The sequence below is a fragment of the Okeania sp. SIO2F5 genome, assembly GCF_010692685.1.
Lineage (GTDB): Bacteria > Cyanobacteriota > Cyanobacteriia > Cyanobacteriales > Microcoleaceae > Okeania > Okeania hirsuta.
The window spans coordinates 18,174-34,886 of sequence record NZ_JAAHGU010000068.1; the positions used below are offsets into that span (position 1 = coordinate 18,174).

The following is a 16,713-nucleotide window of genomic DNA, read 5'->3' on the forward strand; positions in this document are numbered from 1 at the left end:
AGGAAATTATATTACCCCACTGATAACTGATAACTGAAATGACTGATATTAAAATTTTACACCTAATTAATCGACTTAGTTTCGGACCAACTCCTGGGCAAATTGAAAAGATTAAAAATATTGGTGTAGAAGCTTATATTCAATCTCAATTACAACCTGATTCTATTCCCTACCCAAAACTATTAACTAAAAAGGTAGAATATCTCGATACATTGCCTCTAAAACCTGGTGAAATAATCACAGAATTACAACAACTTCAGCAACAGGGAAAAGAATTAAAATTAGACCAGAGAGGATTAAATAGAATCAAAGGACGTTTTGAACAAAATATTTTTTTACAAGCTAGTAAAGCACGTTTTCTCCGCACTCTAGAAAGTCCGCGTCACTTAGAAGAAGTTATGGTAGATTTTTGGTACAATCACTTTAATGTTTTTGGTCGTCAAGGATTAAATCGTTTATATTTTAGCTCTTACGAACAGCAGGCAATTAGACCTCATGTTTTGGGAAAATTTAGAGAATTATTAGGTGCTACTGCTCATCATCCAGCCATGTTAATTTATTTGGATAATTGGCGGAGTCATCAGGGAAAAATCAATGAAAATTATGCTAGAGAATTATTAGAATTACATACTTTAGGTGTGGATGGAGGCTATACTCAAGATGATATTATTGCTTTAGCAAAGATTTTTACTGGTTGGGGTTTACCTCCTAATGCTAAAAGAGCTGAAGATGTAGATGGATTTTTCTTTGATGAAAAACGTCACGAACCGGGGGATAAATTTTTTCTCGGACAAACAATTAAAGAAAATGGTATTGCTGAAGGTGAAATTGCTTTAGATATTTTGGCTAACCATCCTGCCACAGCTAAACATATTAGTTATAAATTAGCTCAAACTTTTGTGTTAGACCAACCGCCAGAATCTTTAGTTAAAACTTTAGCTCAGATTTTTTTAGAGAGTGAAGGAGATATTTCTGAGGTATTAAAAACTCTCTTCAATAGTTCAGAATTTTGGCAAGTAGAAACACACAATAGTAAGTTTAAAAATCCTTATAATTTTGTAGCTTCTGCCATGAGAGCTATTGGTAACGAAGTTGATAATTTTCGACCTATTAATGGGATTTTAGACCAGTTAGGAATGCCTCTTTATGGTTGTGTTACTCCTGACGGTTATAAAAATACGAAAGAAGCATGGTTAAGTTCAGATACAATGATTCGACGTAGTAGTTTAGCCGTACCTTTATCTGGTGGTTTATTGGGTAGAGGTAAACCTATTAGTGCGGAAAAATTAATGGCGACTTTGGGTAATAACTTTTCTGCTCAAACTCGCACAGTAATTGAAAATAGTTCTCCCGAATTGAGGGCAGCATTAATTTTTGGTAGTCCTGAATTTATGAGGTATTGAAGAAGGAATAGGGAAGAAGGAAGAGGGAAGAAGGAATAGGGAAAAAGTAGATATTTTCTGATAAGGAAGAGGGCAAATTCCACCTTGGTAAGGTACACCCATAGCGGGCAAGATGCCCGCACTGGAAACATTTAATTGTTAATATCTGTACTTCATAGACATTGAAGAAGGAAGAAGGAAGAGGGAAGAAGGAAGAAGGAAGAAGATTTGAAAGTTGGAATTTTCTGTATATTTACGCTCTCTACTTTAAACGAAACTAGGAAAGCAAAAATTTTCTTGAGATACAATAGTAGAAAAATTATGCTCATAGGTAAAATAGGTAAATATGTATAATTGAAAAACAATACATAAATTAATTGCTCAAATTTACCACAATACTTTAGCCTTATCTACGACAACTATCTTGACAGGAAGTCAATTTATTCTTCCTTCTTCCTTCTTACTTCTTCCTTCTTCCTTCCCCCTAATTACTCAAAAGACAGAAACAAAAGACTCAAATTTGGATGCTGCTCAAAAAGCTGATCGAGAAGGTCTTCAATTTTTTAAACAACAAACAGCAGAATATCAAAAACAAGCAATAGAAAAATTTCAAGAGGCAGCAAAACTATATCAAATAGCAGGTGATGAGGCAAAAGCTGCTAATTCTCTTAACATGATTGGCTTAGTTTACCATTCCTTAAGTAACTATCAAAAATCTCTAGAATATTATCAGCAAGTTCTCTCATTGAGGGAAAAACTTAACCATCAAGAAGGAAAAGCTTATGTATTAGCTTCTATTGGCATAGTTTATTCTGACTTAGGAGAAAAACAACAAAGTCTAGATACTTTCAACCAATCATTACAACTATTTCGAGAACTAAAAAATATCACTCAACAAGCTTTTATGCTTCGTCAAACTGGTATGGTTTACTTTAGTTTAGGGGAAATAGAAAAGGCTAAAAACTCCTTCGATGAAACCCTGAAAATTCAAATAGCAGAAAATGATACAAAAGCTGAAGCAGAAACTCTTCAAACTTTAGCTATGATTTATGTTCAATTAGGAGATAATCAGAAAGCTAGCAAATATCTTAACCAAGCTCAAACACTGCAAAATTCAACAGCAAATAATGATTCTCAAATAGATACCTCTAATACAGAAAATTTGTTTGTTATCCCCACTACGATAGAAGAACATAAAGCTAGAATAGATGCTTTGAAAAAACAATTATCAAATCCCCTACTTCTATTTCTCTAGCTCGTGATCAGGTCTTTCTGATATAGAATCAGGTTATATAATATATGTTTATAATTCTATAATTACTTCAGTTACTTCAAGCCTTCAATCTCCCCTACTCCCCTACTCCTGTACTCCCCACCCCCAAATATATGATAAGTATTCAACAGGATTTGATATTACTCCTTTGCCAAAAGCAGGTACCGCTCCTTCAAACAGACGATAAAAATTGGGGTGCATCTCATATTTGCAAAAATACTTTTTTCCTATTAGACATCTGGTAAAAATCAAAAATAAAATCAATTATTATCCATAAATTATCAATTATTTCTCCCTGTTGCCTGTTGCCTGTTGCCTCTTTTCTGGAGATGTCTATTCCCTGTTCCCTATTCCCTAAAAGCGATAAATTTTTGGCTTTATTCAAAATTGATATGCACCCAAAAATTGAGCTTGTTGAATCCATTTTTGAACCAGATCGACAGTGGGACAAAGGTCACGTCTTTGCATAGTTGATACCTGTAATTTTAGGATTTGTTGGTGCAACCTGTGGATAGGTATTTGAGCTAGTTGAGTAACTGAAACAATACCAGCATGAAGCAGAAGTCCACAGTATTGACAGCCAATACTAGGAACTCTAGCTAAGTCTGCTAATGCCACCCATTTATTAATATATTGAAGATGAATTTGTAGTTGATTTGCTAGGGTTAATTTTTGTTGGGGAGTGTGGGTTATTTCTAGTAGTTTTCTCGTAGTAGTAATGCCATATTCTATTAGTAATTCTTGGTGTTGTTTACTTAAGCCTGGTAATTTTTCAATACACCAGTTTTGAGATTTTGTTGATTGTTTTTTTTGTGTTATTTTCATGTTTATTTTTTCTGTTTTTCAGCTTTGAGCAAATTATAAATTGCTCCTATACCTGATACCAATTACCAAAAATAATGCTATACTTTTGATTAATTCGCTATATCCAATTAACTAAGAGAAGAAATAGAGAATATAAAACAAAAATGCCTCTTAGTCTGAGCTTATAGGTAATTTACCAGACTTAATATTTTTCAGCCTTTGAGGGGTTTGACTATTGGGACTTAAACATTTTATGGTCAAAAAATGGCGCTCTTGTCAGTCTAGATAAAGAAATTACGTCAATGCCCTAAAAATGCCTATTCTATTTTGTGTAAGTCCCACTATATATATAGCAATCGTAAATCATTTGTAAAAAGTCAAAAAATAGATAAAAGCTTGAAACTTTTATCCCTGTCCCCTGACAGGAGTGAGCTACCAGGAGTATCTTTTGCCAACGCAGGGTTACAACAGTTAATGTTCCCAGATCCGGTTTCCCTTTTGCCAGATATTTTTATACAACCTTGCCGAGGGCAGCTATAGTAACTCTGTAAGTATATCGAATAAGTTGCTGCAAAACTTCTAATTTTCACTAATTATTTGGGCGTTGCTGAGTGGTAATGATTTTTAGATTAAGTATCAACGAAAAACATAAGTTTTTCAATTTTACTTTCAGCTAGTTACCATTAGATTTTAGCAAGGCCATTATTTGTTGGGCTTAATTTGAAGTTTTTACTTAAAATAAGTTTAATATCAGATTATCTTGCTTGTATTAATACTCAAAAAAAATCTGCCCAACTGAGCAGATTTATATTGTCAACATCTACTTTTTGGAGGTTTCTACCATCCTGCATTTAATCATACCAATATTTTGCATCTCGATCATAACAGTTTAATAATTGTTATCTAATTTATAATAAACTATAATAATAATTGCTTGAAAAAGTTCTAAATTAGAGGGTATAACCCCTCAATTTACCTAACTAAAGCTATAATCAAAACAATCAAGAAGAGTAGCAAAGTGATCTTCCTCTGGTTGTAAAACCGTGTTTCTATTTAATAAAAATGCTTTTATTCCTATATTAATTGCACCCTTATAATCAGCAGTTAAACTATCTCCAATATGCACAACTTCTTCAATAGCACAACCACATTTTTGTAAAGCAGCGACAAATATTTTTCGATCAGGTTTAGCTGCTCCTACTTCTGTAGAAATAGTCACATGATCAAAAAAATCTGCTAATTTCAACACTGCTAAAACTGGATAAAGTCGAGAATCAAAATTAGATAAAACTGCTAACTGGATTCCACGATCGCGCCACTTAGTTAATGCAGGTTTCACATCAGGATAAACAAACCAAGGTGCAGCAGTAGCAAAATGATTGTAAAGTTCTCTAAAAAAACTCCTGAAATCAGAAAACTGCTCAAATACTCCCAGTTTTTTGTAAGTTGCAGTAGCGACTTCGCACCACCACTCAAATTCCTGTTCGGGTATTTTAGTAGACTCAACTCCAGGAAATGCCATCGGTGGAGCTATTTTAAAACTTTCAAAAAAAGCTGCATTTACAGCAGAAGGCGAAACATCAACTCCCCACTGACTGGCAAACTGTTGATAAATCTCACCTACACTATCGCGCACACCAAATAAAGTGCCTACAGCATCAAGTAAAATAACTTTAGTCATATTTAAGAAGAAGTAAGAACTAAGAAGGAAGAAAGAAGAAAGAAGAAAGAAGAAAGAAGAAAGAAGAAAGAGGAAGATTGATATTCCCTTGTTTTAGATATTCCATAAGTCAACAGTAGTCATGGCAGTTGCTATATAGAACCCATTTAATATCTACAGGACTTACACAGATACACCATATATATAGGAGTTACTGCAGTTAACCCCTAGTATATATAGTGTATAATTTAATATTTTGCGTAAGTCCTGATCTATTTAAAAAGAGATGGGGAGGTGGGGAGTATTTTTTAACCTTTTTTTCCATATTCCTTGCCTACCAGTCTTTAATCATAAATTTAGGGTCAAATAAACAAAACACGATAGTGATTTTCAACATGAATGTAAAGATGATTAGAAGGAAAAAAAGAACTAATCATCAGGAAACTTTACGGAATAATTAAGCTTTAAAGTCTCTTCTTTGAAGAAGAAATAAAGACAAAAAATCTTTTTCGCCAATCCTATCGATTTTAAGCAAAGGTAATGATTAATGATTAATGATTAATTATTAGTTGTTGAAAAACTTGATAGTGCCTCTTGAATAGGATTAACTATCCAGTTGAAAGCAACTTTCATTTGATGATCCAATGTGGGCAAGCGATACAAATAAACTAAACGTCTTGCCAAATGTGCTACCTGACCATCCAGTTTAATTCCTAAACTGGTAAGAGTCGCGTTGTCAAGTCCCAATGCCATCATTTCACCCAATGGCTGATAGCGGAATGGTAACAAAGGTCGCCCAGTTACAGATGCCCAGATATTCCAGGCAACATAATCAGATTGTTGTATCGCTACTTGAGCAGTGGTGGGTACTTTTTGTCCGTCTGCATCTTGGCAGTCTGCTAAATCTCCGAGAGCAAAGATTTGTGTATTGTCTTGCACTTGTAGAGTTGCACTGGTGATGATTTGGTCACGCTGATTTTTTTTCAATGGTAATGACTTTACTACTGGGGCGACTTTTGTACCCACTGTCCACAAAACAATATCTACAGGAATGGTGTCAACTTGCCCTTTGTACTTTAAGGAAATTTGATTAGCTTCAATAGACTCAATTTCTGTTTCTAAGTCAATCCAAATATTTCTTTCAGACAATGCTTGAGAAGCTGCTTCCCGGTTAAATTCTGGGGATGTTCGCAGAATCATATCGCTGCGTTCGACTAATCTAATTCGCCCCTTGTCTTGCAAACGATCTGCTAATTTACAAGCTAATTCTACCCCGCTGTAACCACCCCCGGCAATGGCGACTCGAATTTTTTCGCGGTCTGATGCTTCTAAAACTCGTAACTTTTCTTGGAGACGGTAAGCATCATCAATGGTGCGGAATGGGATTGCATATTCGGCTGCACCTTTTACCATTTCCATTGGCGTTTCACCTCCCATAGCTAAAACGAGGCGGTCATAACTGAATGCTTGACCGTTTTCTAGTTTTACTTGTTGTTGGTTGATGTCAATTTCAGAGATAACGCCTTGACAAAAACGAATGTTGGTGTTGGTGAATAACTCTTCAAATGGTGGAGCTATTTCCCAGGTTTGTAATTCCCCGGTCACAAGTTCATATAATAGTGGGGCAAAGAGGAAGCGATCGCGCTGGTCTATCAGAATTATTTCTGGTTGTTCTGACGGTTGCCAGGGAAACTGGATTAGGCGAAGGGCGGTATAAAGTCCACCAAAGCCACCACCAAGGATACAAATGCGCTGAGATTTTTCGGTCATAGTTAAGTAGGGGAAGTTAATATTAGGTTACTTCTTTATAGGATAGCAATATCGGAAGGAAGAGGGAAGAAGGAAGGAGAAAAAAACATAGATCATAATTAAAGCTTCTAGGAGCTTAGTTGCCTAACCCCTACTACAGTTTAGTTTAGCCAAGGATGATATATAGTCATTTCAAATAAGAATGAAACTCTTTCAAGGTAAGAAGCGCTTGTATCAAGCTAAACTGAAATAACTATAATTCTATAATTAAAACATAAAATTTTTGATTTGGGTATTTCTAATACTTAGGGTATAGAGCAATGAAATTGGAGGATTATTTTTAATTTTTAAACTCTGATGATATTAGAATTAAAGGAGATATAATTGGTCTTGATGATGTTAATTAAGTTATCAGTTATCATTACCTTTTGTAATAGGAAGCTTTGAAGATGCTGAATTTTCTTTTTTATCCCCTTAAAAGGGGAGGTGTGAGACCTAATTTTTTTGGTCATAGCTGATGATTAGAAAGGATATACACCAGAAAAAAATCAGACTTAATTACTGACTTTAGGTTGAGAAAAAATTTATGCTATTATTTCTTGATTTTAATACCTCATCGCCTACAGGGCAGGGCTGTTTCATTCTAAACTGTGCCATTTTATGTATTGACGAAACCACGTTATTTACAGCTTTAGGAAATTTATCTTTCGCTTTAAGAAATTTATCTTTCGCTTTCTGAAAATCAATAAATTCATTGTCAAAATCTAGAATGAAATGACCATGCCTACAGGGTATCTACAATTACTTGGGCTTTGTAGATACGAAGCGGCCGATATAATACCAATTCCCAAAAATAATGCTATACTTCATTAAGACTTCAGTTATTAAATAATAATAATATTTCAGTAATGTTTTTCACATTTTTTGGCATTAAGCCAAGATATATTATATCTTTGAACCCTACTCCCTACTCCCTACTTCCTACTGTCAAGGAGATTTAGCAATACTTTTGATATTTGGTATAAAACTATCCCTATCCACTTATTCCTTTTCTCCTAGATAACTAAAAACCTTCTTCTTTCTTCAAAATATTAACCAGCAAATTACCTTAATCTTCATCTTCATCTGGCGGTCTAGTAATCACATCAAACAAGATTTTTGCTAAATCATTTTTATCATCAATTTCTTGAACTTCCTCACTTATTGCCTTAGCTTTTGCCAAATCACCCATCTTCGCAATAATCAATCCCGAAGCAGCATAAGCTGTAATCAAAAGATTAATTTGTTGCTCATTTTTTCGACTAGCTAATATAGTTTTTACCTCCTGCCAATCATCCGGTAAATTTTCCCTTTTTTTCACTTCATTAATTACCATATCAGCCAATTCTAGAGACATTTTCATATTATTTTTATAGAAAAAATAACGATAAGCACCTATCAAAATATCCAGATTTCCTTCAGTCTTAGCCAAAGCTTGATTAATATAATTTTCCGATGTCTCAGTATCTTCCCAATTTTCCACCGCCAACATCAATAAACTTTTGACATCTTCAGGCACATCATACCAGGAAAACTTATTTTCTTGAACTTGCATTTGTTTGACCTAATAACATTAATAATAATTACCTTAAAAGAAAAAATCTCAAATCTGCTAATCTTAACAACATTTTTACTTCTGTAGGTTGGGTTTCGCAAGAACCCAACAGATATAGTTCATACCAAATCCGGTTATCAAAAGTACCATTTTCAAATTCTTTTCTAACCCTTCTTTCCTTTACCTTACCTTTATAATAAAGGTTCTTTCTAAACAGGATTTATATCATGTCCGCTTAATTAGTGATAATACAGTTTTTAAGTGGTAGGTGTTAGGTGATAGGTGTAAATTTAACAGGGAAGACTTGATAGGAGTGGAAATTTGGGATATTTCTTCAACATTGAGAGGAAAACATTTTTATTATACTTAATCATCCGGACATGATATTAGTATCAGATGAACAACCATTAGCAATATCGGCATTAGTGAATTTAGCTATGATTTTCGTGCTTAGGGAATAGGGAATAGGTATGGAGGGAACAGGTAGGGAGGGAACAGGTAGGGAGGTTGCATGCAACATCCCTACAGATCATTTCGTTTACGGGTTGTTCGGGAGCAAGTAATGAAAAGGGTATTCATAATTCTTATGTTGATTACATTTAGTCCAAATATCTTATATCATGTCCGGATAATTAGTGATAAAAAAACTTTCTCCTTCTTCATTCTTTCTACCCTCCTGTCTTCTGTCTCCTGTCTCCTGACTCCTTCGTCGTTTATTTATAACTGTTCAACCGGACATGATATTAATTATTATGTTGATTCACCAACGCCGCAATATCAAATCCGGATAAGAGCGTGATCAAAAAAACTTTCTCCTTTTCCTCCTCTTCTTCTTGCTTCTTTCTTTCCTCCTGACTCCTGACTTCCCCTCCCCCTCCCAGGAGGGGCGAGGGGTGGGTTGACTCCTAAGTCGTTTATTTATCAGTATTCAACCGGACATAATATTACAATGCACCATCACCCAAAAATCATCCTATACTGAAGATATTTCCACATTAATGCCAACTCTAAAATCTAAAATTACTATGTTTATTCCTCTAGGTTTTGAACAAAAATCAATCGTCACCTCTCACGGTAGAATGGTCTACTACGCCAACGAAAAAACACCTTGGAAAACTGACACCGACAACATCGACGACTTGCCAACCCTAGTATTTTTTCACGGTTTCGGCGGTGGGTCATCTGCCTACGAATGGTCAAAAGTTTATCCCGCCTTTGCCTCAGAATACCGCATTCTTGCCCCAGACTTAATCGGATGGGGGCGTTCGGAACATCAGGCATTAGATTACAAAGTAGACGACTACATTACTACAATTACCGAATTTTTGGAACAAACTTGTCAACCTCCCACCAGAGTTATTGCCTCTTCCTTGACTGCTGCAATAATGGTGAGAGTAGCGATCGCTCGTCCGGAATTATTTAAGTCTCTAATATTGACAACTCCCGCAGGTTTATCTGACTTCGGCGACAACTACACCCGTAGCTTTTTCGCTCAACTGGTAAGTACGCCAATACTAGATCGTTTTATTTATGGTGCTGGTGTTGCTACTCCAGGAGGAATTAGAACTTTCTTGGAAAACAGACAATTTGCTAATCCCAGGTTAGTTTATGATGAAATTGTAGAGGCATATTTAGAGTCAGCAACTCAACCTAATGCTGAATACGCTGCTTTATCTTTTGTGCGGGGAGATTTGTGTTTTGATCTATCTCTATATATGAGTCAATTAACAATTCCCACGGCAATTATTTGGGGTAAAAAGTCGGAGTTTACAGGTCCAGAAATAGGTCAACGTTTAGCAGATTTGAATCCTGGAGCTGTGAAGATTTTTCAAACATTAGATGATGTGGGTTTAACGCCTCAATTGGAAGTTCCAGCAGTGACTATTGGATTGATTAAAAAATTCTTGAAACAGCTAAATAATGAATAATTAATAATGAATAATTAATAATAAAAATCATAGTAATTCGCTGATAAACTATCCGTTATTAATTATTGCAGGACTTATGTAGAAGTAGCTAAGTCATTGCGACTGTAACGGAGTGGAAGGTTTGCGCAGCATTCTGTAAGGAAAGCAATCTCAGAGATTTAGGAGATTGCTTCCTATCGTCGCAATGACAACTATTCAACCGGATTTTATATTAGGAAAACTCGTAGATAATACCCTATCTGTAGGAGGCAAATGCCATTTGCTCCTACCAAATGTCGTTGTTCTGCGTAAGTCCTGATGATTTTTATTTAACAATATTATTCTTCATAATTATCAATTATCAATTATCAATTATCCATTATCCATTATCCATTATTAATAATATCATTGTAATTTTTTGAGTTGATCTAGAGAGTCTTGATAGAACTTTTGATTTCCTTGTTGTTTGAATAAGTCCGCAGCTTTTTTAAAGTCTGATCTGGCTTTTTCAATATTTTTGTTACCCTTGTGAATCAAACCCCTGTTATGGTAAGCTTTAGCATATTTGGGATTGAGTTGAATAGCTTGGTTAAAGTCAGCGAGCGCCTTTTCATTTTTTCCCTGCTTGCGGTAAACAAGACCCCTACCGTTGTAAGCTTTAGCATATTTGGGATTGAGTCGAATAGCTTGGTTAAAGTCAGCGAGCGCTTTTTCATTTTTTCCCTGTCTGCGGTAAACAATACCCCTGTTATTGTAAGCAGGAGCATATTTGGGATTGATTTGAATAGCTTGGTTATAGTCAGCGAGCGCCTTTTCATTTTTTTCTAGGAGAGTGTAAACAAGACCCCTACCGTTGTAAGCCTTATCATATTTGGGATTGAGTCGAATGGCTTGGTTAAAATCAGCGATCGCCTCTTCATATTTTCCTTCGTTATAGTGCTTAACAGCCTTCTTCAAGTAACTTTCAGCATCCTGAGCGCTAGAATCTTTTTGACTAACGATCGCCTCTGAATTACCAGGAGTCAACCTATCGTCTCCAGTTGAATAACTTGGAGTAACAATTTCTACTGTACTTATTTCTGCTTCAGATTTACTATAGCCAACTAGAGCTATTGTGATTAATCCAATTATTAGTTTAGTAATATGTTTCATTATGGTTATTTAAACATTTTGAGATAGCTTTGACGGAATGCTCCGCAAAGGTTTCTAGAATTATACCAAATCCGCTTAGAAAAAGGTAGTTTATCCAAATCCTTCTAATCCTTTGGCTTTGAGTATTCAATAAATCTCCTATCTAAACCGGATAAGGAGTTCCCCTCACCAAAACCCTGGTCTTACTACAGAAATAGTTTTATTTCAAGGGCGATCGCTCTGAGGAAACCATAACGTTTGAGTAAAATAATATTATCAGGAAAGGCAAAAGGCAGAAAGGAATTGTTCATCCTGCCCTCTGCCTTCGTTCATTATTATCTTATCTTTAGAATTCGCTGTTCTTCAAATCTTTATCCCTACTCCCTACTCCCTCTTTTCTGGAAATGTCTATTTCATCTCATTCAAACGAATATCTTGCTGAGGAACAGGAATCTCTATTCCCTCTTGAACAAATCTTTCCTTAATTTGGTGAAGAGTTTCATTATATACCTGCCAGTAATCTGGAGTTTTAGTCCATCCTCCTACATACAGATCGACGAAGTATTCTTCAAATTTCCATGCAAATGTACTTGGTCTTGGTTCCTCTAATACTAGAGAATGAGATTTAAAAATATCCAAAAGTAATTGCTCAACTTTAGACAAATTCTCATTATAACCAACCCGAATTTGCAAACTAACGCGACGAGTATCTCTAGCACTATGATTAACGACCACACTACTCAAAATAGAGTTATTGGGAATTGTAATAATCTGACCAGTCCAACCTTTTATTTTTGTATGAGGGAGACTGATGGTGTCAATGTAGCCCGATGTTCCACATAATTCTACTTCATCACCTACATTAAACGGACTATAGACCATAATCATTAAACCACTAGCCAAATTTCCAATATTGGTTTGCAAAGCAAATGCCAAGATGAAGCTAGTACCACCAACTAAAGCGAGAATTGGACCAAGATTTATTTCCAATGCAGTCAATGCCAACAACACGCCAACACCAACAGTTGCTTGCCAGACAGTTCTGACCAAAAATTGACGCAAAGGGTCAGAAACTCCCCCTACAATTCGCAGACTCCTATTAGTCACAAAGCCTAAAATTGCAGCAACAATTACAGAAGTAGCCACAATTGCGGAAAAGATACCAATATTTTGGCCCCAACGTAAACCACCTTCTTCTGATTTGAGCCAACCAGCTATCCTTAACCACAAACCTTCAGTATCACTCACATCAATCTCGACACCACTAACAGATTCAATATATTGCCGGAAAGATTCAGCTTTGCCTCCTTTACTCTCAAATTCATCCAAAACAGTATCAAAGCGATCGGCAATAGCGGTTTGCTCTTGCTGAAGTTCAGTGACATCAAGTACTAATTGAGTTTTGACTTCCGATGCCACTTCACTAGAATCTTCGAGTTGCTTCGATAATGCTTCTAACTGTTTTTCTTTCTCTGCTAATTCCTGTTGACTATCTATATCATCTGTATTACTAACTTCATCTTCGATCGCTTCTGCTACCACTTCTAGATTTTCGGTAGCTTCCTCAGCTCCTTCACTTTGCTTTTTAACCTCAACAGCTTCCTCAACTGCTTCTTGAGCTTTGGCAAGTTCTTTTTGTGCCGCTTCTAGATTTTTTTCAGCTTCCTCTGCTTCTGTAGAACCAGGGGATGCACTCTTTTTTCTTGCTTCTGCTTCCTCAAGAGATTTCTGAGCTTTTTCTATAGCATCAACCGCTTCTTCAGATTTTCGGGTTTCCCTATTCTTGCGTTTGATTGCAATTTCAGCATCGCTAATTTCCTGAACTTTGGCTTTTAGCAAATCCTGCCAAGCTTTGGCCTCAACTTCTAACTCCTCCTGAGTCAGAGGTTTGAGCAAAAGCTTCAGCTCATCGACAGGAATTTGTGGTTCTTCTGTAGTAATTACTGCTATTGTGGCTGAAGTTTCTGTTTCTGATTCTTGGGAATTAGCTGGAGATACCCATAGTGTTAGAGTACAAGCAACTATCGTTAGGCAAAATGCTTGCCATTGATGGCTAAAGATAAATTTTTTTCTTTTTTTCATTAATCTATCTCACTAATAATAGGTGTTAGGTATTAGGTTTTAGGTATTGGGTATTATACCAATTTTATGTGAGGTGGCATAGAATTATGAAATTTATTAACTTGTCTATCTCGATCTACTGTCGTGTCAAGCTGAAAATGGTGTATTAAATTTTTGAGTATAATTCTTGCTCTGACTAAGGTTTGGAGAATTTTCCTAAAACACTATTTCAAGCTTGACGCGCTACTACAGTCAACTCTGATTAAAATATTAGGCGTTGGTGAAAAGAGGTATGAGATCATGTCCGGATCAGAGCGCGATAGAACTCCGTGACCTTTACGCGACCAAAAAACTTTCTCCTTCTACTCGGGGTTTTTTCTTCTTTTTGACAAGACAACCCCCTGTTTATAGGATAAAATTCCTCTTTTGTACTGTTACTTACTTCCAGGAAAAATATCGCAGGCATTTCTGGATTTGTGAAATAGGAACTGTGCATATAGATAATGAAACTTTTACCAGATAAATTGTATTTAGGTTGATATAATTCAAAATCATTTTTCTCTATTTCTGAAAGTTTACCTCTAAACCCTATTCCATAAGGGGAACCAGATTTATTTCTGAAATTATCCACCCTTTGATGAAATTTAAGAAAGTTATTCTGGGATTCTTCTCTACTTCTAAGATATATTAGTTCTAAATAATTTTTCTCAAAAAAAATAAACCTGGAACTGGTTCCTTGTTCAGTATGCTCCCTAATTTCAGAAGGAGAAAAACCTAGTGATGATATTTGATTTATCGCATCCGCATCATCTTCAACTATTCTAAAAATATGGTCTACTTCCAGATTTTCATACATATTTTAAATCCACTTTAAAATTTTGGTAGTAGTATAAGCGATCGCTAAGAAAAAATCAATTCCTCAAATATCGGTTTTTTTGACTTTTATGGGTTGATAGCTAAACCTTTCCATAAAATTATTTCAGCTACTACCTACAACAAACACTTATCCAACTTTTTCGCCATTGTCTCAGCATGACTCCACCACTTCTGACCACCCACCCAAATTCTTGAAGGTAAATGACCAACTGGTGCCCAACTTCTAAACTTAAATCCTTGATGACGAAAGTGCATATTATAAGTCAACCAACCAACCTGACTACAAAATTCTCCATAATCTTCATCCACACTTTCATAAATCTGTTTTTGCACGCTAAACCCAAACTTCCCTTGACTATACTTCACCCAAAGGCGATCGATAGTCAGCAAGTCTTCACAAGGCAAATTATCAATATCATCCCTAAACAAATAACTTTTTCTCCTCTTCCCCAAAGCATCACATAAAACTCCCCAGGTTTCCATATCTGCTTCCCGCCACTTTTGCACTGCCAACAAATACTGCAATTTCCTATACTTTATCCCCACTGCTGAAATTAACTGATTTTCATCGAGTGCCATAACTTGGGGAATAAACCTTCCTACCAAACTCCGGACCGATGGCAACACAGACAACTTTTGATTTACTAACGCCAAAGACTCAACATTTTTCACAGGTCGCCTAACAATATTAGACCTAGACTCCAACACCTCCAAAACTTGTTCCGCTGTCTGATAGCGTTGACTCACAGAATTTTGCAATAATTTATCTAATATATTGCCCAGACTTTGACTCACACTACCCCCACTAGGCAAAAAATCTCGCCATCTCCAACAGTCATTGATGACATCGAACATATCCCACGGTGCAACATCCGTCAGTAAATGAATGCAAGTTACGCCCAAACTAAATAAGTCACTTGCTGGCAATGCTTTCCCTCTGGTTTGCTCCGGTGCCATATATTCTGGACTACCAATAATGGTACCAGTGCGAATTAAAGCAGTACCCGTCAGCAACTTCGCTACGCCAAAATCAATTAATACAATTTCCCCCACTTTTCCTAATTTTTCCAGTTGATTTTCTCCAGGTAGGTGGGGTGGTTTTTGATAGTTAATAGGTGGAGAAATACGACGAATAATATTTTCTGGTTTTATATCCCGATGAATAATTTGATGTTGATGAATAAACTGCAATACTGGCAGTAAACTTCGCAAAAATTGCCATATTTGTTCTTCGTTAAATACCCCCTGTTGTTGTAATTCTTGCTTCAGTGTCAAACCCTGAATATATTCCTGCACCAAATACAAATTTTGATTGTGTTGGAAGTGAGCTAACAATAAAGGAATTTGTGGATGTTGCCCCAACTGTACTAACCGCATCACCTCTCGCCGAAATAATCTTGCTGTTGTGTGATGACTTTCGGGGTCTTGGGTAGGACATGAAAGTTGCTTGAGAATACATGGGAGCTTCAGAGGATGTTTTTCATCTACGCCCAAAAATGTTTTGCCAAAACCTCCCTGACCAACTTTTTTCAGAAGACGATAGCGTCTGTGGAGGAGTAGGGGCGATCGGCAACTCTGGCAAGAGCTTGCTGTATCTGGATTTTCAGGATTGGGACATTGAGGGTTAACACAATAACTCATTGAGGGGTTGGTTTTAGATTTTAGATTTTTGTCTAGGGGGTTTACAAATATAATTTAGTGATGCTATAGTAGTTTACTGTAAGAAAAATATGTATGGCGAGCGTGGCCAAGTGGTTAAGGCAGTGGTTTGTGGTTCCACCATTCGTGGGTTCGAGTCCCATCGTTCGCCCTTTTTAATATTATAAAGTCTTAAAGGCTCTGACAAAAACTCAAATAAAAATTGACAACTTTGGTAGGGTGTAGACATCTACAACCCTAAAATTTATTTATTCTTATTGTTCTCCATCGTCGGACACAGGGAATTGTTGACTTAACTCCTGAACAGTTTGTTGAATCACACTCAACTTCTCATCTATAGAAGCTAAAATTTCCTTGGGGTTATTATCAGTAGGTTCTTTTTCAACATACTGCACTGCTTCTTTTGCCCAGTTGCGGATACCTATGGGAGCAAATGCTTTGAAAGTATAGCAATGAGCGCTGGCATCTTTACATGTTACATAGATATTTGCAATGTAATATAAAAGTAACTGTATGAGCTGTATTTTTCATAAATTAGGCGATCGCTAAACCTTAAAGTTTTAAGGATGTCTGTAATGGTATTGATAATTTACAGTTTATAGCTTGAAATTGTTTAC

Annotated in this window: 12 protein-coding genes and 1 tRNA gene; 4 read left to right on the plus strand and 9 right to left on the minus strand. The window is 36.0% G+C overall.

The window, feature by feature from the left end; all coding sequences use genetic code 11:
* The first annotated feature begins 38 nt into the window (after positions 1-38).
* Positions 39-1,403 carry a DUF1800 domain-containing protein gene (locus F6K27_RS19845; protein ID WP_287278077.1) on the plus strand — a complete coding sequence of 455 codons (1,365 nt, stop codon included), beginning with the start codon at positions 39-41 and terminating at the stop codon, positions 1,401-1,403.
* 403 nt (positions 1,404-1,806) lie between these two features.
* Positions 1,807-2,637: a tetratricopeptide repeat protein gene (locus tag F6K27_RS19850; RefSeq protein ID WP_287278078.1), complete on the plus strand. Its 831-nt coding sequence runs from the start codon at positions 1,807-1,809 to the stop codon at positions 2,635-2,637.
* Between the two features lie 399 nt (positions 2,638-3,036).
* Here F6K27_RS19850 and F6K27_RS19855 read toward each other — a convergent pair whose 3' ends face one another.
* From F6K27_RS19855 to F6K27_RS19870, 4 genes are all read right to left on the minus strand, one after another.
* A complete protein-coding gene (locus F6K27_RS19855; protein ID WP_287278079.1) occupies positions 3,037-3,480 on the minus strand; it encodes a DUF4332 domain-containing protein in 444 nt (147 codons plus the stop codon).
* Positions 3,481-4,435: 955 nt separating this feature from the next.
* Positions 4,436-5,140: an HAD family hydrolase gene (locus F6K27_RS19860; protein WP_124143716.1), complete on the minus strand. Its 705-nt coding sequence runs from the start codon at positions 5,138-5,140 to the stop codon at positions 4,436-4,438.
* Between the two features lie 537 nt (positions 5,141-5,677).
* Positions 5,678-6,889: an NAD(P)/FAD-dependent oxidoreductase gene (locus tag F6K27_RS19865; RefSeq protein ID WP_287278080.1), complete on the minus strand. Its 1,212-nt coding sequence runs from the start codon at positions 6,887-6,889 to the stop codon at positions 5,678-5,680.
* Between the two features lie 1,087 nt (positions 6,890-7,976).
* Positions 7,977-8,462 (minus strand): hypothetical protein, encoded by a 486-nt coding sequence (locus F6K27_RS19870; RefSeq protein ID WP_287278081.1) that lies wholly within the window; start codon positions 8,460-8,462, stop codon positions 7,977-7,979.
* A gap of 1,025 nt (positions 8,463-9,487) precedes the next feature.
* Here F6K27_RS19870 and F6K27_RS19875 point away from each other — a divergent pair.
* On the plus strand, positions 9,488-10,390 hold the full coding sequence (locus F6K27_RS19875) for an alpha/beta fold hydrolase (RefSeq protein WP_287278091.1): 903 nt from the start codon (positions 9,488-9,490) through the stop codon (positions 10,388-10,390).
* A 384-nt stretch (positions 10,391-10,774) separates the two neighbouring features.
* On the opposite strand, the gene F6K27_RS19880 is transcribed toward F6K27_RS19875, so the two are convergent.
* From F6K27_RS19880 to F6K27_RS19895, 4 genes are all read right to left on the minus strand, one after another.
* A complete protein-coding gene (locus F6K27_RS19880; protein ID WP_287278083.1) occupies positions 10,775-11,521 on the minus strand; it encodes a tetratricopeptide repeat protein in 747 nt (248 codons plus the stop codon).
* 387 nt (positions 11,522-11,908) lie between these two features.
* Positions 11,909-13,582, minus strand: a complete 1,674-nt coding sequence (locus F6K27_RS19885) for a mechanosensitive ion channel family protein (RefSeq protein ID WP_287278084.1) — start codon at positions 13,580-13,582, stop codon at positions 11,909-11,911.
* Between the two features lie 277 nt (positions 13,583-13,859).
* On the minus strand, positions 13,860-14,417 hold the full coding sequence (locus F6K27_RS19890) for a VOC family protein (RefSeq protein ID WP_287278085.1): 558 nt from the start codon (positions 14,415-14,417) through the stop codon (positions 13,860-13,862).
* Positions 14,418-14,551: 134 nt separating this feature from the next.
* Positions 14,552-16,078, minus strand: a complete 1,527-nt coding sequence (locus tag F6K27_RS19895) for a serine/threonine-protein kinase (protein ID WP_287278087.1) — start codon at positions 16,076-16,078, stop codon at positions 14,552-14,554.
* 96 nt (positions 16,079-16,174) lie between these two features.
* Between F6K27_RS19895 and F6K27_RS19900 the strand changes: the two genes are divergently transcribed.
* Positions 16,175-16,247, plus strand: a tRNA-His gene (locus F6K27_RS19900).
* Positions 16,248-16,350: 103 nt separating this feature from the next.
* On the opposite strand, the gene F6K27_RS19905 is transcribed toward F6K27_RS19900, so the two are convergent.
* Positions 16,351-16,491, minus strand: a complete 141-nt coding sequence (locus tag F6K27_RS19905) for a hypothetical protein (protein WP_287278088.1) — start codon at positions 16,489-16,491, stop codon at positions 16,351-16,353.
* Positions 16,492-16,713 lie beyond the last annotated feature (222 nt).

What these genes read in the sequence shown, in the direction of transcription:
- F6K27_RS19845 (WP_287278077.1), top strand. Translation starts at nt 39, where the DNA reads ATGACTGATATTAAAATTTTACACCTAATTAATCGACTTAGTTTCGGA.
- F6K27_RS19855 (WP_287278079.1), bottom strand. Translation starts at nt 3,480, where the DNA reads ATGAAAATAACACAAAAAAAACAATCAACAAAATCTCAAAACTGGTGT.
- F6K27_RS19860 (WP_124143716.1), bottom strand. Translation starts at nt 5,140, where the DNA reads ATGACTAAAGTTATTTTACTTGATGCTGTAGGCACTTTATTTGGTGTG.
- F6K27_RS19865 (WP_287278080.1), bottom strand. Translation starts at nt 6,889, where the DNA reads ATGACCGAAAAATCTCAGCGCATTTGTATCCTTGGTGGTGGCTTTGGT.
- F6K27_RS19870 (WP_287278081.1), bottom strand. Translation starts at nt 8,462, where the DNA reads ATGCAAGTTCAAGAAAATAAGTTTTCCTGGTATGATGTGCCTGAAGAT.
- F6K27_RS19875 (WP_287278091.1), top strand. Translation starts at nt 9,488, where the DNA reads ATGTTTATTCCTCTAGGTTTTGAACAAAAATCAATCGTCACCTCTCAC.
- F6K27_RS19880 (WP_287278083.1), bottom strand. Translation starts at nt 11,521, where the DNA reads ATGAAACATATTACTAAACTAATAATTGGATTAATCACAATAGCTCTA.
- F6K27_RS19885 (WP_287278084.1), bottom strand. Translation starts at nt 13,582, where the DNA reads ATGAAAAAAAGAAAAAAATTTATCTTTAGCCATCAATGGCAAGCATTT.
- F6K27_RS19890 (WP_287278085.1), bottom strand. Translation starts at nt 14,417, where the DNA reads ATGTATGAAAATCTGGAAGTAGACCATATTTTTAGAATAGTTGAAGAT.
- F6K27_RS19895 (WP_287278087.1), bottom strand. Translation starts at nt 16,078, where the DNA reads ATGAGTTATTGTGTTAACCCTCAATGTCCCAATCCTGAAAATCCAGAT.